The organism is Streptomyces sp. NPDC059355 (genome assembly GCF_042752335.1).
Taxonomy (GTDB): domain Bacteria; phylum Actinomycetota; class Actinomycetes; order Streptomycetales; family Streptomycetaceae; genus Streptomyces.
Genome location: NZ_JBHYXN010000046.1, coordinates 1 through 22,602 on the forward strand (window position 1 = coordinate 1; position 22,602 = coordinate 22,602).

Consider the following 22,602-nt stretch of genomic DNA (forward strand, 5'->3'; position numbering starts at 1 on the left):
ACGGCCGCAACAACATCGACCTCCCCGGCGTATTCCTCGCCATCACCCTCATCCTCGTCGTCGGCATCGCCATCGACCTCCTCATCTTCAGCCCCATCGAACGCCGGGTCCTGCGCACCCGCGGCCTCCTGGTCAAGAACTGACCGGGCGAGCAGCTCGTCGGCCGCTTCGGCCGAGCAACACACCGCCGCTCACCCAGAGTTGCACTCTTCACATGCCGTACATGGACCGCCTTCGCCCCCGCCCCTAGTCTGATCGCCATGGCAGCTGGAAGCCTTCTCACCGTGCGCCGCCACCTCGACCTGGGCAGGCTGGCGAGCGCCCTGTGTCCGATCGCCCGGGCGCGACGGTAGTCACGCGTCGCCTCTTCGCACGGGATCCCCACCTGGCATTCGCGCACCGGCCCGCCCCCACGGGGGCCGGCCGGTCGATGCCTGATGCCTGATCCCCGTCTCTCTCTTCCACCCTTCGCGGCGGTTGCCCCGCCGTACCCGTACGAGCTGCGGAACCAGGAGAAGACATCCCATGAGCGACAACAGCAGACCGCGGGTGAGCCGCCGCGGATTCCTCGCCGGCACCGCGGCCGCCGCGGCCGCCGCGACGGTTCCGGCGATCGCCCAGGTGGCGGCCGCCTCTCCCGCCGCTGCCGCGACGCGTCCGAACATCCTGCTCATCGTCACGGACGACCAGCCCAAGCACACCGAATGGGCGCTGCCGCAGACCACGGCCTGGCTGGCCGACCAGGGCGTCAAATTCACCAACGGGCACGTCACCACCCCGCTCTGCGCGCCCTCCCGTTCGTCGGTCCTCACCGGCCGCCACGCGCACCACCACGGCGTCCGCAACAACAAGGCCTCGTACCAGCTCGACCAGAACACCACCCTGCCCCGGTACCTGAAGCAGGCCGGCTACCGCACCGGCCTGTTCGGCAAGTGGCTCAACTCCTGGACCCTGTCCGACAACCCGCCGCACTTCGAGGAGTTCGCCCTGCTCCAGCCGGGCTACGTCGACGCGCAGTGGAACGTCAACGGCACGGTCCGGACGATCAACGGCTACACCACCGACATCATCAAGAACCGCACGCTGGACTTCCTCGACGAGGCGGCGGCCGACACCCGGCCCTGGTTCGCGTACGTCACCCCGTACGCCTCCCACGGCCCGCGCACGCCCGAGGCGAAGTACGCCGGAACGGCAGTCCCGGACTGGAGCGGCAGGCCCTCCGTCCCGGAGGGCGACCGCAGCGACAAACCGCCCTACATCCGGAACGCGACCGGGACCCTGGCCGACGGGAAGCAGATCCGTGCGGAACAGCTGCGCACGCTGCTCTCCGTCGACGACACGGTGCAGGCGATCAGGGACAAGCTCCAGGCGCTCGGCCAGCTCGAGAACACCCTGGTCATCTACATCGCCGACAACGGCTTCACCTGGGCCGACCACGGTTGGACCAAGAAGTCGGTCCCCTACCGCCCGGCGCACGAGGTGCCGTTCTACTTCTCCTGGCCCGCCGGCGGCCTGGGTGCGGGGACCACCGACAGCCGCATCACCGCGAACATCGACATCACGCCCACGGTCCTCGACGCGGCCGGCATCACGCCCACCCACTCGGTGGACGGCCGGTCCCTGCTCTCCTCGTACAGCCGCGACCACCTGCTCGTGGAGTGGTGGAAGCAGGGCACGGCCGCGGGCGGCCCGCCCACCTGGGCCTCGTACGTGTCCCGGGAAAAGCAGTACACGGAGTACTACGACCTCACCACCGACGGCAACGGCACCGTGACGGGCACGGGCCAGGTGAAGTTCCGCGAGTACTACGACCTGGCGGGCGACCCCCACCAGCTGGCCAACAAGCTCTACCAGGCCACCCCGGCGGACGAGCAGAGCCTGGGCGTCCCCGCCCTGGCGGCCCAACTCGCCGCTGACCGCGCCGCCTAGCGGTACCCGTTCCGGTGCCCCGCGGCCCCGCGGCATCACGCGCGGGGCACCCGACCCTCCCCCAACGCACACCGACGGAGCCGTCATGCTCTCCTGCTGCACCCCCGGACACGGCGACGCCACCGCCGTCGCGCTCTCCCTCGCACCACGGCCGCCCGTCGCCGCCGCCCCGCGTGCCCCCCGCCGGCTGATCGACCTGCCTGGCGGTCACTTCCTGATGGGAACCGAGGACCCGGACTCCTTCCCGGCCGACGGCGAAGGGCCGGTGCGCAAGGTCGTCGTCGACCCGTTCCGCATCGCGCCCACGACGGTCACCAACGCCCAGTTCGCCACCTTCGTCGAGGCCACCGGTCACGTCACCGAGGCCGAGCGCTTCGGTTTCTCCTTCGTCTTCGGCGGCTTCCTGGCCGAGGACGTCGCTGCCGTGTCGCCGCCGGTGGCGGCCGTCCCCTGGTGGCGGGCCGTCTCCGGCTCCGACTGGCGGCACCCCGAGGGCGCCGGATCGTCGTTCTCGGCGCGCCGGAACCATCCCGTCGTCCACGTCTCCTGGAACGACGCCCAGGCGTACTGCGCCTGGTCCGGCACGCGCCTGCCCACCGAGGCCGAATGGGAGTACGCGGCCCGCGGCGGGCTGGAGCAGCGGCGCTACCCGTGGGGAGACGACCTCACGCCCGGCGGCCGGCACATGTGCAACATCTGGCAAGGCGACTTCCCCACCCGGAACACCGCGGAGGACGGCTACGAGAGCACGGCGCCGGCGAAGTCCTTCCGCCCCAACGGCTTCGGCCTCTACAACGCCGTCGGCAACGTGTGGGAATGGTGCGCCGACCGGTTCACGCCCGGAACCGGTCGCGTGATGCGCGGCGGCTCCTACCTCTGCCACGATTCGTACTGCAACCGCTACCGCGTCGCGGCCCGCAGCTCCAACACGCCGGACAGCTCCACCGGCAACATCGGCTTCCGCGTGGCCGCGGACAGCGGCACGGCCGCCGGCCAGGCAGGGCTCGGGTGACCATCCCTTCGGGGTCCTCGGCGCGGGAACGGCGTCGCCTCGGTGTGCCGGGGGGCTGCACCTCACTCGGCGACGAACTTGTAGCCCGCTCCCCTCACCGTGACGATGCTCGAACGCCGGAAGGGTCTGTCGATCTTGCGGCGCAGGGCGCTGATGTGGACCTCCAGGACGTTCGCCCGCCGCGCCGACTCCTGGTCCCAGACCCGCGCGATGATCTCGGGCTTGGTGACGACCCGCTCCGCCGGACGGATCAGACAGGCGAGAACACCGAACTCCTTCGCGGTCAGATCGATCTCGCTCTCTCCCCGCCACGCCCTCATCGAGACGGGGTCCACCCGGAGGTCACCCGCCTGCCACTGCGCCGGACCGTGTTCGCGGCCCCGGCGCAGCAGGGCCCGCAGCCGGGCGACGAGCACCACGAACGCGTAAGGCTTCACGAGGTAGTCGTCCGCACCGCTCTCCAGCCCTTCGGCGATGTCGTACTCGCCGTCCTTCGCCGTGAGGATCAGGATGGGGGCGGTCCGGCCCGCGGCGCGGATCCGGGAGCAGACTTCGTATCCGTTGAGTCCGGCGAGCAGGATGTCGAGCACGATCACGTCGTGGTCGCCGTCGAGCGCCCTGCGCAGTCCCGAGCGCCCGTCGGGCGCCCATTCCGTGTGGAACCCCTCGGCCGTCAGCCCCTGCCTCAGCGCATTCGCGGAGCGGGCACTGCTTTCGATGAGGAGGAGGCGCACGGAAGTTCCCTTCGGGGGTGGGGGTGGGCTTTCACCGCCCTGTCGGGGAATCAAGCTAGACCGGGACGGCCGCCCCCCGGTCCGCACGGTCCGGATCGGGCGCTTTCCGCCACCCTTTGTGGCCGTAGGTGAATTCACGGGCAGCCGCGTTCACTTTCGTCACCCGCTCCCCGGCGGTGGTCGTCCACCTCCCGGCAGTCCGGCAGAGGTCACCGGCTGGTCTAGTCCTTTCTGGTAGGGTCTGTCGCTCTTATGGTGGAACCCGTGCGAACCCGATCAAGGACCTGTGTGACCGCCCTCGCCTCTCCGGATGCCTTCGAACGCTGGTACGCCGAGCTCACCGCCCCCGTCGGCCGGACCTGGCTGCTGCGGAGCGACCTGTTGATCGTCGCCGTCGTGGCGGCCGGATCACTGACCAGCGCCCTGGACGCGGAAACGGGACTGGTCCGCGGAATCCTGCCCGGCGCCGTGGTAGCCGTGATCGTGTCGGCCGGCTTCCTGTGGCGGCGCCAGGCACCCCTGCTGGTCGCCTTGCTCACCGCGGGTGGCCTGGCTGTCGACGGTTCGAGGGTCCCGGTCTTCCTCGCCCTGTACTGCCTGGCCCGGGACCAGCGCCGCCACCGGACCGTCGTGATCGGCCTGGCCTGGGCGGTCTTCACCGTCCTCAAGGCCCTGCTCCCCGGCCACGTCGGGACCACCGTCCTCGGCCAGCTGGCGTGCGCAGCCCTCTACAGCGCCTTCCCTGTGGTCTTCGGCCTGGGTTCGCGGGCCTACGAGCACAGCCTCGCGGCCCTGCGCGAGGAACGGGAGCGGCGGACGGAGCAGACGCGCACCGAGGAGCGGCTCCGCCTGGCCCGGGAGATGCACGACGTCCTCGGCCACCGCATCGCGCTCATGGCCATGCACGCGGGCGCGATCGAGGCCGCGGGCGGCTCTCGCCCCGAAGGCCGGCAGCTCGCCCGGGCCGTGGGCGACACGGCCCGGGCGGCTATGCGTGACCTGCGCCATGTCCTGGGTGCGCTGCGCGACGGCGAGGGCTCGGTGGTGGTCGGGCACCGGCTGGCCGACCTCGACGCCCTGGTCGAGGAGGCCCGGTCGGCCGGCCTCCCGGTCGAGTGCACGGCCGCTCCGGTGACCCCGGTCCCCCCGGAGGCAGCGCTGACCGTCTACCGGACGGTGCAGGAGGCTCTGACCAACGCCGTCAAGCACGCGCCCGGAGCCCGCACGGCCGTCCGGGTCCGCCACGAGGACTCGGCCCTGTCGGTGTGCGTGACCAACACGCCGGGCCCCACCCGCGGACCGGCCGGAGCCCCGGACTCGGGCGGGGGCTTCGGAATGACCGGGCTTCGGGAACGGGTCTCCCTCCTTCACGGCACGTTCGCCGCCGGACCCACCGCGGACGGCGGGTGGCTGGTCTCCGTGACGGTGCCCGTGGAACACCACGCGCCCGCCCTGCCTCCCCGTACGGGACACGCCCTGACCGAAGGATGCGCACCGTGATCCGCGTGATCGTGGCGGACGACGAGCCCCTGATGCGGTTCGCTCTGCGCACGCTGCTGGAAAGCCAGGATGACATCGTTGTCACAGGCGAGGCGTGCGACGGTGCCCAGGTGCTGGAGCGGGCCCTCGAAGCCCGGCCCGACCTCGTACTGACGGACCTGCGCATGCCCGGCATGGACGGCATCGCGGCGACCCGGAGGCTGATGGAGCTGCCCGAACCCCCCGCGGTCCTGGTGCTGACCACCTTCGACACCGAGGACGGCATCGCCCACGCCCTCGCGGCAGGAGCCACCGGATACCTGCTCAAGGACGCGCCCCCCGAGCAGGTCGTCGCCGCCGTTCGGCTGGTGGCGTCCGGCGCAGCCGCGCTCGCCCCGGGCCCGGCGGCCCGGCTGGCATCCCGGGCGGCGGCCGGGGCGCCGGCCGGCGGAGGAACCGTGGGCCGTACGCTGCCCGCACCCGAGCAACGCCGGCGGCTGGCCGACCTGAACCCGCAGCAGCGGGAGCTCCTGCGCCACCTGGGCGAGGGCCTGTCCAATGCAGGGATCGCCCGGTCGATGCACCTCTCCGAAGGGACGGTGAAGGCCTACGTGTCACGGCTGATGTCCGTGCTCGAGGTCGACAACCGCACGCAGGCCGCGATCCTGGCCCACCGGGCAGGCCTGACCGGCAGGGGCTGACGGGGGCGGCGCCGGGGCCGGACGGCCGAGTACGTACGTGCCGTGCCGTGCCGCCCCGAAGACCAGGCCCTCCTCCGCGAGCACGCGGACGGCCTTGCTCACCGTGTCCACGCTGACCCGGTACTCCGCGGCGAGGGCAGACCGGACGGGCAGGCGGCCGGTGAGGGTTCCGTGCAGAATGCGGCTGCGCAGCAGGTCGGCGACGCGCTCCGCGACGGACAGCGTCTCGGGCGCCATCGGCAGGGCGTGCGGGGACCCTTGGGCCCGCAGCCGTGTGTACACGGCCCGGTGCACGAACTGGGCCGTGGGAAGCGGGACGCGGTACTCCCGGGCGATCTCGGCCGTTGACGGAACCTCCGCGAAGGCACCGGACCCGGACGCTCCGAACCGGCTCATCAGTTCGTCCGCCAGGAGCTGGTACCGGGGTCTTCGCGCCTGCCGCCGTCCGCCTTCGTGCGATGTGGTCATCTCAGGGACGTGGGCTGCGCGGACGGTGTCTGCCGTACGGGCGGTTCCGGGACCGGGACGGGCTGGGGCGGCGGGGCGCACAGCGCACCGTGGAGCGCGCGCACCCGGTCCTCCCGCATCCGCAGGGAGACGTCGACCCCGGGAACCGACGCGCTGCCGTGGAAGGTGCCGGGGTAGTGGTGCAACTCCGTGGGGACCCCGGCCCCGATGAGCCGTTCGGCGTAGGCGATCCCCTCGTCCCTGGCCGGGTCGAACTCGCACACGGACACGTAGGCCGGCGGCAGGCCGGACAGGTCGTCGGCGCGGCCCGGAGCGGCGTACGGGGCGACGTGCGGGCCGCCCGCGGCGGCCCCGACGTAGTGGAACCACATGTTCGCCGCCTGGATGCGGTCGAGCACCGGCGTGTCCGTGAACACGCAGGCGGAAGGGGTCGCGAGCCTGTCGTCCAGCAGGGGGTCGGCCAGCAGCTGGAAGCACGGGCGCACCCCCATCCGCTCCCGGGCGAGCAGACACAGCGACGCGGCGATGCCCGCGCCCGCGTCCTCGCCCGCCACGGCGATTCGGGCGGGGTCGACACCCAGCGACTCGCCCTGCGTGGACAGCCAGTAGAGCGCGGCGTGGGCGTCCATCAGGGCGTGGGGGTACGGGTGCTGCGGAGCGAGCCGGTAGGCCACGTTGACGACGACGGCGCCGAGCGCGGTGGCGGTCCATACGCATTCGTCGTGACCGGTCTCCAGGTCTCCGGTGACGAAGCCGCCGCCGTGGAAGTAGAGCACGGCGGGCGACGCAGCCCACGGGTCCGCGGGGCGGACCGGTGCGTACACGCGGACGGGAACGGCGGGGGCACCGACGGGCCCCGGCACGTCGACCTCCGCGATCCAGAGGTCCTCGGGAGCGGACCGCAGGGGCTGCTGGTACCGGGGTTCGCGCATCTGCTCGCGTGCGCCGTCGGGGTCGCTGTGGTCGACCGGTGGGAGCATCGCGGCCCAGGCCGCGAGTTCCCGGTCGTAGGCGTAAGCCATCGGAAGTCCTTTCGGGGAGGGTACGGTCTGCCGGGGCCCGCGGCCGCGTACGCGGGACGCCGCGAGGGCCCGGCCGAGCGCGAAGGCGCGAGCCACTTCGGCGGCGGACGCCGACGGGTGGCCGCCGGATGCGGATGAGCGAGACACCACGGGAATTCCTTTTACTGCCGGCCGTAGATGCATTCAGCTATCGGTGGTGGACGAGTTTGTAGCCGGCGCCGCGCACGGTCACGATGCTGGAGCGACCGAACGGGGCGTCGATCTTGCGGCGCAGGGAACTGACGTAGACCTCCACCACATTGAGTTGCCGTGTGGATGCTTCCCATACCCGCTGGACGATTTCCTGTTTGCTCACGACCTGTTCGACTTGATCGGTGAGACAGGCGAGAACGCTGAATTCCTTCGCGGTCAGTTCGACTTCCGTCTCTCCACGCCAGACGCGCATCGCGATGGGATCCACGCGCAGGTCACCCACGGTCCATTCGGTGCTCGCGTTCCGTCCGGACCTGCGCACGAGCGCTCGCAGGCGCGCGACGAGCACCAGGAATGAGGAGGGTTTGACCAAGTAGTCGTCGGCACCCGTCTCCAGCGCCTCGGCGATGTCATATTCGCCGGCCTTGGCCGTGAGGATCAGGATGGGAGTGGTCTGGCCCGCGGCGCGGATCCGAGAGCACACCTCGTAGCCGTTCATACCGGTCAGCAGTACGTCGAGCACGATCACGTCGTGACTGCCTTCCAGGGCCCGCCGCAATCCCGCGTGGCCATTGGACGCCCATTCCGTACGGATTCCCTCGGCCGCCAGTTTCGACCGGAGTGCATCGGCGAAACGGGCGCTGTCCTCGATCAGAAGCAACTGCATGGGCTCAGCATGCCGACACCTGTTCCAGGCAGCGGAAATCCCTGAAGCAGAATTCAGCTTGGCCCGATGCTGCCGTCGTCACACCGGCAGCCGCCAGAACAGGGCAACCTGTTGAAAACCTAAGGACGTTCGGCTCTGTCGCCCGCTTCGCAACCCGGCGAATATTCATGGAGTGCGCGGCCGGCGACGGCCGGGAATTCCTTCGCGGGGTGAACCGAACTCAATGCCCGCCGGCCGCGTACACCTCATCCCATCCTTTCTGAGTCCTCCTCACGGAATCATGAAAGGCAATGAAATGAAGAAGGTTACGCAGGCACCGCAGAACGATGCCGGACGCAACCGCAGGAAGAAGCTCGTAGTCGCGGGTGGCGCCCTGCTGGGCCTCGGCCTGGCGACGGCCGGTGGTTACGCGACGCTGAGGTCTCACGCCGAGGTCGAGTCCGGCCAAGGGCCTCTCCGCCAAGGACATGAAGGCCGGCGACACGACCGTGCCGGAGACCGTGGTTCTCACCGACAAGGGCAACACGGGCATCAGCAACATCGCCCTGAAGACCAGCTTCCCCAGCCTCGAGGACGCCAAGGCACTCGCGGACGTGATCGACATCGAGATCGGCGGCGGGCACGGCATCGTCCCCACGAAGGTCAGGCACTCGCTGGCCGAGTTCGCCAGTGGCGACGTGGACCTCTCGAAGGAACTCGGTCTCCGGGACCTGACGGGCGACGGGAAGGGGACGGAGAACATCACCATCAAGGCGATCATCTCCGACCGCTTCACCGAGGCGCACGCCGGCAAGGCGCTGGACCAGATCCACTTCCGCTTCCTCGGCACGGCGCAGGAGTCGAGCAAGAAGTAGCAGCAGACGATGACGACGGCCGGCTATCCCGCCCCGGCAGGCGGGGTAGCCGGCCTCTGCCGTGTGCGGTGAACGATGAGGAACGGTGAAATGGAACGTCAGGACGGTGAAGGTGAAACGGTGCCGGAAAAGAGGGCCCGACGGATCGGTATCGGGCTGTCCACACTGGCGTGGTGGGTGGCGGCCATCGCGATGGTGGTGCGTGTCGGAGGAGGCTTCTGGGCGTACTGTGCCAAGGGATACCGGTACGTGCCCATCCTGACCGGGTCCATGGAACCCGGTACCCCGAAGGGCTCGCTCGTCGTCACCGAGCCTGTGCGCACCCAGGACATGAAGGCGGGTGACGTGATCGCGCTCATGCTGCCGGAACCGTGGACACCGGGAGACGGGCTCCCGACGGTCCACCGGATCACCGGGATCACCCGTGACGTGGGCGACGCGTACCGCCTCCCGCACCTCGGCGGTCGGATCGTCCAGGTGCGCTCGATCGGACCCGTGGTCGGACTCTCCCTCCTGGCCGGCGCCGTCCTGCTGTGGTGCGTCGCCAAGAAGGCTTTGCGCGTCAGGAGGCACAGGCGCGCCGCTGCGTTCAGCCCGCCCACACCGGTGGGCTCGTAGCCGGTAGACCTCTCGACGCGGGTGGACCGCCGATCGCCATCTGCGATCGGCGGCTCACCCCGTTCCCGCGGTCCAGGTCGTGTCGTCGAAGTCCCGTCTGGCCGGCGGGGCCTGGCACGCACGCTCGCCGCGTTGTCGTCGGTCACCGACATCCCCCAGCTACCGCTGGGAGGTGCCCCCACCGCGTCGATTCCCTCCTCCGCCCTGCGATCGCACGCACCAGACCCCGCCGACCCCGCCCTCTCGGGCGGCCGACGCCACTTTGACGACACTCCCTAGCGCACCCGGCCGTACAGGTTCGGGTTGTAGTCGCTGAACGAGGAGATCCGGACGTTCCTACCGGGGCGCGGGGCCTCCAGGTACCGGCCGCCGCCCAGGTAGACGGCGACGTGGTGGATGCCGGAGGCCCGGCCGTCGCTCGACCAGAACACCAGGTCGCCGCGGCGCAGTTCGGAGCGCGAGATCGGGGTGGTGGCCCGGTACTGGTCGTCCGCGACCCGGGGGAGGCTGATCCCGGCGCTCTGGTAAGCGGCCTTCACCAGGCCCGAACAGTCCCAGCCGTGCGGCCCGTTGCCGCCCCAGACGTACGGGTCGCCCAGGTGCTCCGTCGCGAAGGCGATGGCCCCCTCGGTGCCGTACCGGACGGGCGTCCCCGAGCCGCCGGACTCGCCTGAGCTGCCGGGGTTGCCGGGGCTGCCCGAGCCGCCGCCCGCGTAGCGCTCGTACTTGTCCTTGTGGCCGGTCCACCACCAGGACCCGTTCCGCTGGTACCAGTACACGCGGTCGACGGGGTCCCAGCCCTGGCGGCCTCGGAAGACCGGTTCCGAGGTCCGCGCGCCGCTCGAACCGGCCGCCTCCCGCCTTGTGCTGCCGCCACCCGCCTTCCCTGACTCGGCCAGGTACTTGTCGTGGTGCGAGGTCCAGCGCCACCAGCCGCTCCCGTCCTGGTACCAGTACTTCGAGCCGTCCCAGCCGGCGTGGCTCGGCGCAGGCTCGGCGGCCGCGCCGCCGGCTCCGGTGCCCACCAGGACCGCCGCGCCGACGGCTGCGATCACGGCACCGCGAACGGTGCAGTGCTGCCGTCCCGGGCCGGCCGCAGCGCTGGAGGCCGTACGGCAGGACGCGCAGTCGCAGCGGTCCGGGTTCTCCTCGGTGAACTCAGGGGTACGCAAGGGCAAGACTTCATTCCTTTCGGGTGGGGGGAAAGACCGTGGAAAAGACCGCGGAACGGAGGGGCCGTTCAGCGGCGGCCGGCGTCCGCGGCGCTGCCGCGTGCCGTGTAGAAGGCGACCGTCAAGTCCTTGACCAACGCCTTGCGTTCGTAGTCGTCGAGACCGACGAGTCCGCGTTCGGCCATGCGGCGAACGGCGTCGTCGACGGCGTCGATGACGGAGGTGAGGACGGAGTCGCGGTGGCGGGCGTCGATCGCCGCGACGCGGCGGCGCTGCATGGCCTCGGCGACCTCAGGGGCGTAGGCGATCTGCAGAGCGCGGGCGGAGAACACCTCGATGCCCACGGCGCGGCACTCGGCGGCCAGCACACGGGTGAGTTCGTCACCGACCGCCTCCGTGTCGCGGAGGGTGCCGGGCACGGTGTCCGCGCCGACGTGGACTGCGTCGTCGAAGGAGTCGGCCGGCATCCGGGAGAAGACCCGGGCGGCGCCGGACTCGATCTGCTCCCGGAGGTATCCGTGGTGGTCGTCGACGGCCAGTGTCCGTGCGGTGTCCTTCACCCGCCAGACGACCAGGACCACGACGTGCAGCGCGGTGCCCTCGGCGTCCACCACGGGCAGCGGTTCACTGCGCCAGTGCCGCAACCGTACGTCGATCCTTGCATGTCGGGGGAAGGGAGAGGCCCACAGGAGGCCCGTACGGCGGATCGTGCCGCGGTAGCGGCCGAACAGGGTCTGCACGTGGGCATGTCCGGACCGGCCGCGCCGCAGTCCGGCGGCGGCGAGCAGGGCGGCCAGGAGGCATCCGGCCGTGGCCGCGGCCGGCCAGGACCCCGGCTCGATCCGGGTGGGCAGACCGCGGTTCCGGACCAGCCAGGCGGCCGCCGTACCCACCGCCACCAGGGACGTGACGGCCCACCAGCCGGAGCAGGCGCGGGCCCGGCGCTCGACGAGGTCCGGATCGAGAACGGGCGGCAGCGACCGGCGGGCGGCCGGGCGGGTGGGGGCATCCGGTTCGGCCCGTGCGGGCCGCGGGGATTCCGGCGGCCGCGGGAGGCGGCGGTGGCGGACTTGGCCCGGGTGGTTCCGGGGCGGTTCCGGCAACGGGGCACTCCCCATGGCGGGCTGCTCCAGGGTGTCGGGCTCCGGTTCCTCGTCCCGGAACAGCGGCCCCCGCACGACGGGATCCTGGTACGAGCGTACGACCAGCGTGGGCAAGGGCAAGGGCATGGACTCGGGCGCACCGGCGGGCGTCGGCTCTCCGGCCGGCCGCCCCCCTGTTCCGCTCGGCGCGTACGACAAGGGCACCCCAGAAGTTCGGTAACGATCATGAATGGATCGATCTTCCGGGAACCGTGCGGACGCTCCTCCCCGCAAAGGTCCTGAGGGGGGGACTTTGGACCCCTTCTCGTCGGCGCTTCGTCAGGAACTTCGGCGCTTCTGAAGATGCCCTCAGTCTTCTCGTGCCCGTCGCCCGTGCGCAGGCATGCTGACGGCGAGAGGAGCACCGTGACTCAACAGATATACACAGTTCTGCCCTTTGTGCTGGAGGGCTCGGACCACGAGTTCCCCCTCGTGGTGAGGCTCGGGTTCCGGTCCGACCACCCGTATGAAATGTCCATGGAACTCCTGGCCGGTCCCGGGGACCGTATCTGCTGGACCTTCGCCCGTGATCTGCTGCTCGTCGGCCGTCATCGCTCGTGGGGCGAGGGCGACGTGCGGATCTGGCCCCAACGCTTGCCCGGCTCCGGGCGCGTCTGGATCCGCCTCCGCGCCGACGGTGGGCGGTGCGCGCTGTCGCTCGGGGCCGCGGACGTCGACGACTGGTGCCGGCGGATGACCGACCTCGTGCCCCACGGCAGCGAACAGGACCATTTCGACCTGGACGAGCAGCTGCGGCTCTTCCTCGCGTGATCGTCGCCGGTCGGGAGCGCCCCGCCTCAGAGGTGCCGGAGGACGGCGGACGTGAACTCGGCGGTGGAGGCGGAGCCGCCGAGGTCGCGCGTGCGTATCGGGGTGGTGGCCAGGACGCGGGCGATGGCGTCGGTGATGTCGGTCGCGGCTTCGGGGTGGCCGAGGTGGTCGAGCATCATCGCGGCGGACCAGATCGCGCCGATGGGATTGGCGATGCCCTGCCCGGCGATGTCGGGGGCCGATCCGTGGACCGGTTCGAACATGGAGGGGTGTTCACCCTCCGGGTTGAGGTTGGCGGACGGGGCGATGCCGATGCCGCCGGCCACGGCCGCCGCCAGGTCGCTGAGTATGTCCCCGAAGAGGTTGGAGGCGACGACGACGTCGAAGCGGGCGGGGTCGAGGACGAACTTGGCGGCCAGCGCGTCGATGTGCTCCTGGTTCCACTCCACTGTGGGGTGCTCGGCGGAACGCTCGGCCACCAGCTCGTCCCAGAACGGCATGGTGTGCACGATCCCGTTGGACTTCGTCGCCGACGTGAGGGGGCCGCCGCGCCGTTCGGCGAGGCCGAAGGCGAAGTCCAGGACCCGGGTCACTCCCCTGCGCGTGAACACGGCCTGCTGCACTGCCATTTCATCGGGGCCTCCGTGGTTCATCCGGCCGCCGATCTCGCTGTACTCGCCTTCGGTGTTCTCCCGGACGACCACGAAGTCCACCTCACCGGGCACGGCCGCGCGGACGGGGCTGGGAAGGCCGTCGAACACGCGGATCGGGCGGAGGTTGACGTACTGGCCGAAGGCCCGGCGGATCGGGATGAGCAGTCCCCACAGCGAGACGTGGTCCGGCACACCCGGGTAGCCGACGGCGCCGAGGAGGATCGCGTCATGACGGCGGAGCTGCTCCAGCCCGTCCTCCGGCATCATCGATCCGTGGCGCAGGTAGCGCTCGCAGGACCAGTCGAACTGCTCGTAGGTGAACGTGATGCCGTGGCGCGTCCCGATGGTGTCGAGGACCTCGCGTGCCGCCGGGAGGACTTCGGCGCCGATGCCGTCACCGGGGATGAGGGCGATGCTGTGGTTCGTCATGGCTCGCATTCCAGCAATCGGGGGCCGTCCGGGTCCAACACGTATCGCCGATGTGCCTCATAGGCCGGTCCTATGAGCGGGTGGGGCGGGCGATCTCCAGGAAGGCGCCGGCCGCCGGTGTCAGCTGCCCCTTCCGGCTCACCAGGAAGTTGTGCTGGATGCGGGCCGGTTCCAGATCGAGTACGAGGGCGCCGGACCGCTCGGACAGGCCGGCCCAGGACTCCGTCACAACCGCCAGCCCGACTCCCCCGAGCACCAGGGGCAGGAAGGCCATGCGGTGTTCGGTCTCCACCGCGATGCGGACGTCGATGCCCTGTGCTTTCAGGTCGTCGACGTAGGCGCGGATCCCGGTCCCCCTCTGCCCGACGATCAGCCGATGCCCTTCGAGCTGTTCGCGTTGAACCGCCTGTCCGGCCGGGAAGGGACCGTCCAGCGGGGTGACCAGTACGAGCCGGTCGTCTCCGACGTGGTGCGGGACCACCTCCCGGCTCGGCAGCGGCGACGATGTGGTCAGCAGTCCGAGTTCGCAGCCTCCGGTGCGCACCGTCTCGACCACGTCCTCGGGGGTGAGGGCCACGCGCAGGCTGAGTGACACCGCCGGATAGCGCTCGGTGAAGCGCTGGACCATGGAGCTGAGGGGTTCGATGGTGGGTGAGGCCATCGCGGCGATCTCCAGGCGCCCTCCGCGCAGTTCGCGGACTGCGCCTACGCCGGCCCTGGCCAGCTCCAGGGCGTGCAGGGCTTCCCGGGCCCGGGGAACCAGGGCGGCACCGGCCTCGGTCAGGACCGCCCTCCGGCCGATCCGGTGGAACAGGTCGGCGTCCACGTCTCGTTCCAGGGTCTGGATGGCCTGTGACAGGGAGGGCTGCGATACGTAGAGTGCCGCGGCCGCGCGGTTGAAACCACCGTGGTCCACGATGGCGAGGAAGTACGTCAGCTGCCGGAAGTCCACGGTTCAGCGTAGGCCGTCCGCGACGAACCGCACGCCCCCGTCACCGCCGCGCCGGAGCAGGCCGGCCGTGGGGGCGGGGAAGTGCGTGCCGATCACGAGGGTTCCGGTATCGGCGTACCGGTCGACGAACGCCCGCCGGGTGGCAGCGGCCTGCACGGCGTCGGTGTCGGCGAGGCCCGCCACGTCGGGTTCGATGAACTGCACCGGGTGGTGTACGAGGTCACCCGTGATCACCGCACGATCCCCTCCGGACTCGATCACGACCGCGACGTGACCCGGGGTGTGTCCGGGAGCGGCTTCCAGGCGTACGCCGTCGCACACCTGGTGATCTGTTGCGACGAAGTCGACAAGACCCTCGTCGATCAACGGCTGCATCGTGTCGCGGAGGTCCGTACCCGCTTCGCCCGCCCAGTGGTCCCATTCCACGCGTGTGACGAGGTGACGTGCCCGGGGGAAGGTCGGCACCCATTTCCCGTCCACCAGGCGCGTGTTCCACCCGATGTGGTCGAAGTGCAGGTGGGTGCACACCACGGTGTCGATCGATTCCGGAGGGCAGCCGAGGGCGGTGAGGTCTTCGAGCCACGCCGTGTCCAGCATGCGCAGGAAGGGCACCGAGGCCCGCGCGTTGCCCGCACAGGAGTCGACGAGGATCCGGCGCGTGCCGGTGTCCACGACCAGCCCGTGCACCGAGAGCAGGAAGCTGCCGTCCACTCCGCTGAACCCGGGGGCGGGCCACGGATACCTCTTCAGGAGTGCCGTGTCGTCCGTCCGCAAGGCCTCCGTGAGAAGGACCCGCAGCTCCACCTCCAGCACTTTGCGGATCGTCGTCGTCCCGATGCGCCACGTCGCCATGAGTCCATCCTCCACACCAACCAGAGATTGCATAATATTGACGACCGACATAATGGCGCAATATTTTGGGGTGCCCCAGTGGCCCCAAGAGTCTCGATCCCGGCCTGGAAGGACGCATCGGATGGGTTTCGCTCAGAACCGCACCGCGCCCGTCGTCAACACTCGCTCGGGCCCGGTCCGCGGCGTCACCGAAGACGGCCTGGCCGTGTTCAAGGGCGTGCCGTACGCGGCGCCCCCCGTCGGCCCCCTCCGATGGCGCCCCGCGCAGCCGCATCCGGGATGGAGCGGCACCCTCGACGCGACGGAGTACGGGTTCGGTTCGCCCCAGGCCGTCCGCGAGGGCGATCCGGTCCTGGGCGGCCACGGCTCCCCTCCCTTCGACGAGGACTGCCTGACGCTCAACATCTGGACGCCCGGCACCGACGACGCACGCCGGCCCGTCCTGGTCTGGATCCACGGTGGCGCCTTCATCTCCGGCTCCGGGGCGATGCCCAACTACTCCGGCGAGACCTTCGCACGGAACGGCGACCTGGTGGTGGTGAACCTCAACTACCGTCTCGGACCACTCGGCCTGCTGTCCTTCGCGGCGGACGCGCCGGAGGCGTCGGAGGGCAGCGACGGGTGCGGCAACGTGTGGCTCACGGACCAACTCGCCGCGCTGCGCTGGGTCCGGGACAACATCGCCGCCTTCGGCGGGGATCCCGGCAGCGTCACCGTCGCCGGCCAGTCCGCCGGAGCCCTGTCCACGGCGGCGCTCGCGGGTCACGCCGGCGACCGGCTCTTCCGGCGGGCCGTCCTCCAGAGCGTCCCGCTCGCCATGCCCCTCGCCACTCCTGCCGAGTCCCGGGCCCGCACCGCCGCCTACCTGGAGATCGTCGGCGTCGAGGACGAGGACGAACTGCGCACGCTGCCGTGGCCGCGCCTGGTCGAGGCCACCGCCGGACTCCTCGCGGCAACCGTGGAATGGGGACACTGGACCGCGCCCTTCATGCCGGTGCTCGACAGCCGGACGGCTCCGCGCCTACCCGCCCTGAACCTGCTCGACGGTCCGGGCGCGGACATCGACGTCCTCGTCGGCTGGACCGGGGAGGAGTCCGCGTTCACCTTCGCGCTGGGCGAGACCTACGTGTCGGCGACGAAGGGGCAGGTGCTCCGCCGGGCGCGGGACAGCTTCGGCGACGGCGCGGCCGAAGCGTACGCGGCGTACGAGGCCGCCCGCCCGGGCGCTCGTCCGGTCGACGTACTCGTCGACCTGAGCACCGACGAGCTGTTCAGGAAGCCCACGCTGGCGTTCGCGGAAGCGCGGGCGGTACGGCGGCGCCCGGTCTGGACGTACGAGTTCGCATTCCCCACCCCCGCGCACGACGGGCGCCTGGGCGCACCGCACTGTCTGGACCTGCCGTTCGTCTTCGACAACTTCGACAAGTGGTCGCACGCTCCGTTCCTGGCGGGAATGGACACGAGGATCAGGGACGGCCTCGCCCGGACCATGCACCAGGCATGGATCTCGTTCGTAGGCACCGGCGACCCCAACCACCCGGCCATGCCGCGCTGGGACCGGTACGACGGACCGTCCCGCACCACCATGCGGTTCGACACCGTCACCAAGGCCGTTCCACACATCGCGCCGCACTGAACCCATCGCCGACTCCCGGGAGCCCCGGCGGCCGGTGCCCCGGCGGCCGGTGCGATGGCGGCCGAGACCGCCCTGCCGCGTCCGGTGGGGCTCCATCGGCCCTGGGCGTATTTTGGGACACATAGGTGGTGGTGACCATGGTCAGGGCTGTTCAGGCCGATCCGTCCAACGCCGATCAGGCGCGTTCCTGGGACGGGCCCGAGGGTGCGTACTGGGCGGAGCACGCCGATCGGTTCGACCGCGCGGTACGGGCCTACCGCACGGCCCTCCTCGCCGCGGCCGGCGTGGCCGCCGCCGACCGGGTGCTCGACATCGGCTGCGGCACCGGCGAGACCACCCGTGACCTCGCGCGGCGGGCGACCGGAGGCCGGGCCCTGGGTGTGGACCTGTCGGCCGCGATGCTGCGGGTCGCACGGCAGCGCGCGGCGGCCGAAGGACTGCAGAACGTCGACTTCGTCCAGGCTGACGCCCAGGTTCATCCGTTCCCCGCCACGGCGTTCGACGTGGCCGTCAGCCGTTCCGGGACGATGTTCTTCGCCGACCCCGTCGCCGCGTTCCGCAACATCGGCGGCGCGCTGCGCCCCGGCGCACGCCTCGTGCAGCTCGTGTGGCAACCGCCGGCCGGCAACGAGTGGTTCCTCTCGTTGACCCGGGCCCTGGCCGCCGGCCGCCCGTTGCCCGCGCCCTCGGCCGACGGACCCGGGCCGTTCTCGCTGTCCGATCCCGCGCGGGCACGGACCGTACTCGGCGCCGCGGGCTTCCGGGACATCCGGCTGGAGCCGCACAGTGAGGCGATGTGGTTCGGCGAGGACGCGGCCGACGCAGAGCGGTTCACGCTGGGCATGCTGGGCTGGATGCTCGACGGCCTCGGCGAGCGGGACCGGCGTCGCGCCGTCGACGGCTTGAGAACCACGCTCGTCGCCCACGAGAGCGAGACCGGCGTCCTCTACGCCTCGGCGGCCTGGATCATCCGGGCGACCCGCCCGTGACGACCTCGCAGGCGACTTCCACGACGGTCACGGCGTGGCGGTCGGCTTCTCCGGCTCCAGCGAGTTGCCGGCGGGGATCCTGCCGCAGCTGGTGGGTGCGGACCGGCCCGCGAAGCGGTCGTCCAGCCAGGCCATCGCGCGCGGCGCCCAGTACGGCATGGCGCCGACATGGCTGAGCAGGCCGTACTGCTCGTACTTGATCGAGCCGTTGCCGTTGGCGCAGTACTGCCGGGCCAGCGTCCGTACGTCCCCGGCGACCATGACCCCGTCCCCCGTGCCGATGCCCGGCGGGGTGTTGAACGTTCCTTCGAGCCAGCCCGCGTTGCCCTGTCCGATGAACCCCGGGATGGTCGGGGTGGCGGCCTGGCCCAGATTGATCTTGTTGACCGCCTCGACGAAGGACGGAATGGAGTTCGGGTCCTTGTACTCCGGTTTGGCCATGTCCTTCCAGGTCATCCCCGGGTGGCGGCCCAGCGCATCGACGATCGAGCCGCGTTCGAGCTCCTTGACGACCGCGAGGCCCTTCGCGCTCAGGTACGGGGTGAGGTCGATGCCGTACGAACGCGAGACGCCGATGACGGCCATCGGGATCACTCCGTTCCACGCCAGCGCGCCGTCGACGTACTTGAGGTTGTGCGCGGGGGCGACGAGCAGCCCGCCCTCGGCGAAGCCGACCAGCTGCCCGTTCACCTCGGGCGCGTACGCGGGGGCGAGGGCTGACGTCCAGTTGGTGGCGATGGCGCCGCCCGAGTAGCCGAACAGGCCGATCCTCGTACCCGCGTGCAGGCCGGTCTCCGGGGTGCGGCCGGCGGCGCGGATCGAGTCCAGCGTGTTCGTTCCGTACTCCGGGCCGGCCGCGAAGTCGGCGTTCTGGCCCTCGGTGTCCGGGATGACCAGGTCGTAGCCCTTGGCCAACAGCGGTGCCAGGATGAGGGATTCGGCGTTGGCGATGGCGCCGCCGAGGGAGACGTCACCTGCGATGGCCCGGGAGGGCCCGTGCTCCGGGCTGAGGGAATCGTAGAACGACTGGTACGACACCGCCTTGCTGCCGTCGCCGTGGGGGCTGCGGACCACGGTGGTCACGTTGGCCGAGGGCCTGCCCTGGGCGTCGGTCGTGCGGTAGAGCAGTTGGACGGCCTTCAACGGCGTCGGGTGCCCGAAGACGTGGTAGTTCAGCATGCGCTTCTTCAGAACGTCGCCCGGCCGGTACGAGGCCAGCGGCTTGCCGCCGTCGTAGCGGTAGAACGGGTCGGGCGTCGCGCCGGCCCCCCGTGCGCCCGCACTGGGTGCGGCTGACGCCGACGGCGCCGCGGCGATGCCGACGCCGATGGCAGTCACGATGGCGGCAGACAGCAGATGCGTGGTTCTCCGGTTCATTACTCCCCCGTACGTCGAGCCGCAGTGGCTTTACCTGGCGGTAACTTACTGGAGGTAACGCCGTTTCACATAGGCACGTCACCTTGATTTCCGGAGTCCACTCCACGTGGGCCGCACGGTTGCGCAGCGGGACGCCACGCGGCCGAGGGCGGCCGGGGCGCACGCGCGAAACCGGCCACATCGGATGGAGGAGCCCGGGGTGGCGGCGGCCGGCACGCGCCGGTTGCGCGGAGGGGATGGTTCCAACTGGCCTCCGCGTACGGCTTCGTCGCAGATCAGGGGTGGTGCGTACGCGGGATGGCCGGATGTGTGGGGGCGACCTGACACAGCACCCGGAGAGCCCTAGCCGATCGAGGTGTCCCCGTGGGATTCCAGGAGGGTACGCAGCGCCGAGGCCACCGCGTCGCAGGTGTCGCGGTCCAGAGGAGCGAGGAGGGAGGCGAAGTGCTGCAGATGCTCCGCCATCACCTTCTCCGCGACCTCACACCCCTGATCGGTCAGGCGGACGCGGACCGAGCGGCGGTCCTGGCCGTCGCGGACCCGCTCGACCAGACCCTTGGCCTCCATCCGGTCGATGCGGTTGGTGATGGCGCCCGAGGTGACCATCGCGGCCGGGATGAGCGCCCCGGCGGTGAGCGTGTACGGCGGGCCCGAACGCCGCAGCGTCGTCAGGATGCCCAGCTCGCCGACCTCCAGGTCGCGTTCGGCCACGAAGGCCTTGAGCTGCTTCTCGATGATGCGGTTCATCCGCTGGATCCGGGCCAGGACCTCGATGGGCCACAGCTCGCCCGTCAGGTCGGGCCGCTGCGCCGCCCACTGGCCGACGATCACGTCCACCGCGTCACTCATCAGGTCTCCGTCCGTCTCCATCACCCGCTCGTGCCGGATCCAGCATAACCCGAATGTCTCAACGTTAAGAGACTTGACATTGAGGGGCTTCCGGTGATTTTATTTCAACGTTGAGATTGTTAACCTTCAGATGGATTGGAGCGGCGCCATGACCACCGCGCCCGCAGGCACAGACACCGGCACCGGCATCCGTGCCGGGACCGGCACGTCCGCCACCCGCACACCGGGAGCCCCGGCGGCCCCCGGCCGCCCAGCGGCCCGCGGGCCCGTCCCCGCCTTCTGGCTCGCGCTGCTCGCCACTCCCATCGCCGCCGGGGCCAACGCCCCGGTCCTGATCCTCCCGGACATGGCCCGCTCGCTCGGGGTGTCCACCTCCACCGCGTCCTGGCTGGTCTCCGCCTTCGCCTGGGCCATGGCCGTCGGCACCCCGCTGCTCGCCGGACTCCTGCGCCGCACCGGCCTGCGACCCGTACTGCGCCTCGCCTCCGTGCTCGTCATCGCCGGCACCCTCCTCGTCGCCGTCTCCCCCTGGCTCCCGCTCACCCTGGCCGGCCGGGCCGCCCAGGCCGCGGGGGGTGCGGGACTGGTCGCGGCCGCGATGAGCCTCGCCGGCACGGCCCGCCGGATGGGTGTCATCAGCGCCGGGTTCGGCATGCTGGGCGCGGCCGGCCCGCTCCTCGGCGAACAGCTCGCGCACGCCGCCTCGTGGCGGCTGTCCCTCTCCGTGTCGGTGGTCGCGGTGCTCGCGGTGCCCGCGGTGCTCCGGTACGCCGGGGCCATCACACCCTCGTCCGACCGCTTCGACGGCCGCGGCGCCGCCCTGCTGACCGTGCTGGCCACCGCCCTGGTCACCCTCCCCCACGCCCCGCTGGCCGCGCTCGGCGCGGCCCTCGCCGCCGCGGTCCTGCTCGCCCTGCACATCCGCCGCCGCCCCGAGGGGTTCGTCCCGGCCACTCTGCTGCGCAAGCCGGTCTTCCTGACCTCGGGACTGCTGGCACTCGCCCTTTCGGGCTCGTACTTCACCCTGCTCTTCGCGGTGCCGCGGCTGCTCGGTGACCGGGCCGGCTGGGACACCGGCTCCGCCGCGGCCGGCCAACTCCTCGCGCTGCTCGTCGGATCGGCTCTGTCGTGGCTGCTCGCCGCAGCCTCGGCCCGGATGGGCCGCCCGGCCGTACTGGCCGTCCTGATCGGTGTCGGCGCACTGGCCGCTGCCACCGCGGCCTTCTCCGACTGGGGCCCGCTCCTCCTGGCGGCCACCGTCGGCGGGGTCTTCGCCGCCACCGGCGCCAACGCATGCCTCTCGATGCACGCCGCGGCCGGCGCCCCCGAGCACCAGCGGCCCACCGCCATCGGCCTGTTCGCCCTCTGCTACCAGCTCGGAGGCGCCTTCGGCCCGGCGGTCGCCGCCGCCCTGGTCCTCGGCTCCTGACGCAGGGGCGGTGCCTTTGACGTGCGACTGCCCCGCGCACCGGTCAACCGGTACGCGGGGCAGAGCTTCGAGATCTTCGACTCCCTCGGGTGCCCGGCCATGCCCGATGCGCCGCCGCGCGGTCGGCCATCACCACGCCTGGGGGTGTCCGCGAAGTAGCGCCGCGGGCAGGCGGGACTACGCGGACACGCCCTAGGTCGTGTCGTCAAAGTCCCGTCTGGCCGGCGAGGCCCCGCCCTCTCGGGCGGCCGACGCCACTTTGACGACACTCCCTAGCTCGGAGTGCCTGACGACAGTCGTCGTGTGATCCGGTCGAACAGATCCGTCAGTGGCTCGCCGATGTCCCGGCCGAACTCGGTCAGCCCGTAGGTGACCTGAGGCGGTGTCGTCGGCTCGACCTTCCGCCAGACCAGGCCGTCCTGGACGAGCGCACGCAGGGTCTGGGCGAGCATCTTCTCGCTGATGCCGTGGATGCTCTCGCGCAGCTCGTAGAACCGAAGGTCATTGCTCCGCAGGGAGATCAGCACCCAGATGCCCCACCTGCTGGTCACGTGGTCGACCATGTCGCGTGCGGGGCAGTCCGTGTGAAACACGTCATACCGTTCGCCCGGCTCGGTCCGTGTGAACTGCGCGCTTCCCGCCATGTGATGAGCTTACCTTCAGGTACGTCCTTAC

Annotated in this window: 23 protein-coding genes and 1 pseudogene; 12 read left to right on the forward strand and 12 right to left on the reverse strand. The window is 71.1% G+C overall.

Annotated elements, in window-relative coordinates; genetic code table 11:
- The 4 genes and pseudogenes from ACFXGI_RS31540 to ACFXGI_RS31555 all read left to right on the forward strand — a co-directional run.
- Positions 1-143: pseudogene (locus ACFXGI_RS31540) on the forward strand (ABC transporter permease); the annotation flags it as partial.
- A 117-nt stretch (positions 144-260) separates the two neighbouring features.
- Positions 261-353 carry a putative leader peptide gene (locus ACFXGI_RS31545; RefSeq protein WP_384714065.1) on the forward strand — a complete coding sequence of 31 codons (93 nt, stop codon included), beginning with the start codon at positions 261-263 and terminating at the stop codon, positions 351-353.
- 172 nt (positions 354-525) lie between these two features.
- Positions 526-1,929 (forward strand): sulfatase, encoded by a 1,404-nt coding sequence (locus ACFXGI_RS31550; protein ID WP_384714068.1) that lies wholly within the window; start codon positions 526-528, stop codon positions 1,927-1,929.
- An 85-nt stretch (positions 1,930-2,014) separates the two neighbouring features.
- A complete protein-coding gene (locus tag ACFXGI_RS31555; RefSeq protein ID WP_384714071.1) occupies positions 2,015-2,941 on the forward strand; it encodes a formylglycine-generating enzyme family protein in 927 nt (308 codons plus the stop codon).
- 62 nt (positions 2,942-3,003) lie between these two features.
- Here ACFXGI_RS31555 and ACFXGI_RS31560 read toward each other — a convergent pair whose 3' ends face one another.
- On the reverse strand, positions 3,004-3,675 hold the full coding sequence (locus ACFXGI_RS31560; protein WP_384714074.1) for a response regulator transcription factor: 672 nt from the start codon (positions 3,673-3,675) through the stop codon (positions 3,004-3,006).
- 288 nt (positions 3,676-3,963) lie between these two features.
- Here ACFXGI_RS31560 and ACFXGI_RS31565 point away from each other — a divergent pair, with 288 nt between their 5' ends.
- Positions 3,964-5,175 carry a sensor histidine kinase gene (locus tag ACFXGI_RS31565; protein ID WP_384714077.1) on the forward strand — a complete coding sequence of 404 codons (1,212 nt, stop codon included), beginning with the start codon at positions 3,964-3,966 and terminating at the stop codon, positions 5,173-5,175.
- Positions 5,172-5,855, forward strand: a complete 684-nt coding sequence (locus ACFXGI_RS31570) for a response regulator (protein WP_384714080.1) — start codon at positions 5,172-5,174, stop codon at positions 5,853-5,855. Before ACFXGI_RS31565 ends, ACFXGI_RS31570 begins: the two co-directional genes overlap by 4 nt.
- Here the strand turns inward: ACFXGI_RS31570 and ACFXGI_RS31575 are convergent.
- The 3 genes from ACFXGI_RS31575 to ACFXGI_RS31585 all read right to left on the reverse strand — a co-directional run bounded on the left by ACFXGI_RS31575 (position 5,769) and on the right by ACFXGI_RS31585 (position 8,204).
- Entirely contained in the window at positions 5,769-6,323 is a 555-nt protein-coding gene (locus ACFXGI_RS31575; RefSeq protein ID WP_384714083.1) for a winged helix-turn-helix domain-containing protein, read from the reverse strand. The genes ACFXGI_RS31570 and ACFXGI_RS31575 overlap by 87 nt on opposite strands.
- Entirely contained in the window at positions 6,320-7,345 is a 1,026-nt protein-coding gene (locus ACFXGI_RS31580) for an alpha/beta hydrolase (RefSeq protein WP_384714087.1), read from the reverse strand. Before ACFXGI_RS31580 ends, ACFXGI_RS31575 begins: the two co-directional genes overlap by 4 nt.
- Positions 7,346-7,532: 187 nt before the next feature.
- Positions 7,533-8,204 (reverse strand): response regulator transcription factor, encoded by a 672-nt coding sequence (locus ACFXGI_RS31585; RefSeq protein ID WP_384714090.1) that lies wholly within the window; start codon positions 8,202-8,204, stop codon positions 7,533-7,535.
- A 467-nt stretch (positions 8,205-8,671) separates the two neighbouring features.
- Between ACFXGI_RS31585 and ACFXGI_RS31590 the strand changes: the two genes are divergently transcribed.
- Complete coding sequence (locus tag ACFXGI_RS31590; RefSeq protein WP_384714093.1) at positions 8,672-9,058, forward strand: hypothetical protein; 387 nt, start codon at positions 8,672-8,674, stop codon at positions 9,056-9,058.
- Between the two features lie 249 nt (positions 9,059-9,307).
- Positions 9,308-9,676, forward strand: a complete 369-nt coding sequence (locus ACFXGI_RS31595; protein ID WP_384714096.1) for a hypothetical protein — start codon at positions 9,308-9,310, stop codon at positions 9,674-9,676.
- Between the two features lie 275 nt (positions 9,677-9,951).
- Here ACFXGI_RS31595 and ACFXGI_RS31600 read toward each other — a convergent pair whose 3' ends face one another.
- Both ACFXGI_RS31600 and ACFXGI_RS31605 read right to left on the reverse strand, forming a co-directional pair.
- On the reverse strand, positions 9,952-10,854 hold the full coding sequence (locus ACFXGI_RS31600; RefSeq protein ID WP_384714099.1) for a C40 family peptidase: 903 nt from the start codon (positions 10,852-10,854) through the stop codon (positions 9,952-9,954).
- A 62-nt stretch (positions 10,855-10,916) separates the two neighbouring features.
- Positions 10,917-12,077, reverse strand: a complete 1,161-nt coding sequence (locus ACFXGI_RS31605; RefSeq protein WP_384714102.1) for an SPFH domain-containing protein — start codon at positions 12,075-12,077, stop codon at positions 10,917-10,919.
- 279 nt (positions 12,078-12,356) lie between these two features.
- Between ACFXGI_RS31605 and ACFXGI_RS31610 the strand changes: the two genes are divergently transcribed.
- The gene (locus tag ACFXGI_RS31610; protein WP_384714105.1) at positions 12,357-12,761 is read left to right on the forward strand and encodes an SsgA family sporulation/cell division regulator; all 405 of its coding nucleotides are present in this window, start codon (positions 12,357-12,359) and stop codon (positions 12,759-12,761) included.
- A 26-nt stretch (positions 12,762-12,787) separates the two neighbouring features.
- Here the strand turns inward: ACFXGI_RS31610 and ACFXGI_RS31615 are convergent, their stop codons facing one another.
- The 3 genes from ACFXGI_RS31615 to ACFXGI_RS31625 all read right to left on the reverse strand — a co-directional run bounded on the left by ACFXGI_RS31615 (position 12,788) and on the right by ACFXGI_RS31625 (position 15,647).
- Positions 12,788-13,843, reverse strand: coding sequence for a tartrate dehydrogenase (locus tag ACFXGI_RS31615; RefSeq protein ID WP_384714108.1), 1,056 nt, complete (start codon positions 13,841-13,843; stop codon positions 12,788-12,790).
- 70 nt (positions 13,844-13,913) lie between these two features.
- A complete protein-coding gene (locus ACFXGI_RS31620; protein ID WP_384714111.1) occupies positions 13,914-14,795 on the reverse strand; it encodes a LysR family transcriptional regulator in 882 nt (293 codons plus the stop codon).
- Positions 14,796-14,798: 3 nt separating this feature from the next.
- On the reverse strand, positions 14,799-15,647 hold the full coding sequence (locus ACFXGI_RS31625) for an MBL fold metallo-hydrolase (RefSeq protein WP_384714114.1): 849 nt from the start codon (positions 15,645-15,647) through the stop codon (positions 14,799-14,801).
- A 121-nt stretch (positions 15,648-15,768) separates the two neighbouring features.
- On the opposite strand from ACFXGI_RS31625, the gene ACFXGI_RS31630 reads away from it, so the two are divergent.
- Together ACFXGI_RS31630 and ACFXGI_RS31635 are read left to right on the forward strand one after the other, a co-directional pair.
- A complete protein-coding gene (locus ACFXGI_RS31630; RefSeq protein WP_384714117.1) occupies positions 15,769-17,283 on the forward strand; it encodes a carboxylesterase/lipase family protein in 1,515 nt (504 codons plus the stop codon).
- A 137-nt stretch (positions 17,284-17,420) separates the two neighbouring features.
- A complete protein-coding gene (locus ACFXGI_RS31635) occupies positions 17,421-18,272 on the forward strand; it encodes a class I SAM-dependent methyltransferase (RefSeq protein WP_384714120.1) in 852 nt (283 codons plus the stop codon).
- A 27-nt stretch (positions 18,273-18,299) separates the two neighbouring features.
- On the opposite strand, the gene ACFXGI_RS31640 is transcribed toward ACFXGI_RS31635, so the two are convergent.
- Both ACFXGI_RS31640 and ACFXGI_RS31645 read right to left on the reverse strand, forming a co-directional pair.
- Positions 18,300-19,649 carry a lipase family protein gene (locus ACFXGI_RS31640; RefSeq protein ID WP_384714123.1) on the reverse strand — a complete coding sequence of 450 codons (1,350 nt, stop codon included), beginning with the start codon at positions 19,647-19,649 and terminating at the stop codon, positions 18,300-18,302.
- A 342-nt stretch (positions 19,650-19,991) separates the two neighbouring features.
- Positions 19,992-20,498: a MarR family winged helix-turn-helix transcriptional regulator gene (locus ACFXGI_RS31645; protein WP_384714126.1), complete on the reverse strand. Its 507-nt coding sequence runs from the start codon at positions 20,496-20,498 to the stop codon at positions 19,992-19,994.
- 148 nt (positions 20,499-20,646) lie between these two features.
- On the opposite strand from ACFXGI_RS31645, the gene ACFXGI_RS31650 reads away from it, so the two are divergent.
- Positions 20,647-21,927 (forward strand): MFS transporter, encoded by a 1,281-nt coding sequence (locus ACFXGI_RS31650; RefSeq protein WP_384714129.1) that lies wholly within the window; start codon positions 20,647-20,649, stop codon positions 21,925-21,927.
- 272 nt (positions 21,928-22,199) lie between these two features.
- Here the strand turns inward: ACFXGI_RS31650 and ACFXGI_RS31655 are convergent, their stop codons facing one another.
- Positions 22,200-22,571 (reverse strand): winged helix-turn-helix transcriptional regulator, encoded by a 372-nt coding sequence (locus ACFXGI_RS31655; RefSeq protein ID WP_384714132.1) that lies wholly within the window; start codon positions 22,569-22,571, stop codon positions 22,200-22,202.
- Between the last annotated feature and the right edge of the window lie 31 nt (positions 22,572-22,602).

Coding starts and splice junctions, on each gene's coding strand:
- ACFXGI_RS31545 (WP_384714065.1), top strand. CDS start 261: ATGGCAGCTGGAAGCCTTCTCACCGTGCGCCGCCACCTCGACCTGGGC.
- ACFXGI_RS31550 (WP_384714068.1), top strand. CDS start 526: ATGAGCGACAACAGCAGACCGCGGGTGAGCCGCCGCGGATTCCTCGCC.
- ACFXGI_RS31555 (WP_384714071.1), top strand. CDS start 2,015: ATGCTCTCCTGCTGCACCCCCGGACACGGCGACGCCACCGCCGTCGCG.
- ACFXGI_RS31575 (WP_384714083.1), bottom strand. CDS start 6,323: ATGACCACATCGCACGAAGGCGGACGGCGGCAGGCGCGAAGACCCCGG.
- ACFXGI_RS31580 (WP_384714087.1), bottom strand. CDS start 7,345: ATGGCTTACGCCTACGACCGGGAACTCGCGGCCTGGGCCGCGATGCTC.
- ACFXGI_RS31585 (WP_384714090.1), bottom strand. CDS start 8,204: ATGCAGTTGCTTCTGATCGAGGACAGCGCCCGTTTCGCCGATGCACTC.
- ACFXGI_RS31590 (WP_384714093.1), top strand. CDS start 8,672: ATGAAGGCCGGCGACACGACCGTGCCGGAGACCGTGGTTCTCACCGAC.
- ACFXGI_RS31605 (WP_384714102.1), bottom strand. CDS start 12,077: ATGCCCTTGCCCTTGCCCACGCTGGTCGTACGCTCGTACCAGGATCCC.
- ACFXGI_RS31615 (WP_384714108.1), bottom strand. CDS start 13,843: ATGACGAACCACAGCATCGCCCTCATCCCCGGTGACGGCATCGGCGCC.
- ACFXGI_RS31625 (WP_384714114.1), bottom strand. CDS start 15,647: ATGGCGACGTGGCGCATCGGGACGACGACGATCCGCAAAGTGCTGGAG.
- ACFXGI_RS31630 (WP_384714117.1), top strand. CDS start 15,769: ATGGGTTTCGCTCAGAACCGCACCGCGCCCGTCGTCAACACTCGCTCG.
- ACFXGI_RS31635 (WP_384714120.1), top strand. CDS start 17,421: ATGGTCAGGGCTGTTCAGGCCGATCCGTCCAACGCCGATCAGGCGCGT.
- ACFXGI_RS31640 (WP_384714123.1), bottom strand. CDS start 19,649: ATGAACCGGAGAACCACGCATCTGCTGTCTGCCGCCATCGTGACTGCC.
- ACFXGI_RS31645 (WP_384714126.1), bottom strand. CDS start 20,498: ATGAGTGACGCGGTGGACGTGATCGTCGGCCAGTGGGCGGCGCAGCGG.
- ACFXGI_RS31650 (WP_384714129.1), top strand. CDS start 20,647: ATGACCACCGCGCCCGCAGGCACAGACACCGGCACCGGCATCCGTGCC.
- ACFXGI_RS31655 (WP_384714132.1), bottom strand. CDS start 22,571: ATGGCGGGAAGCGCGCAGTTCACACGGACCGAGCCGGGCGAACGGTAT.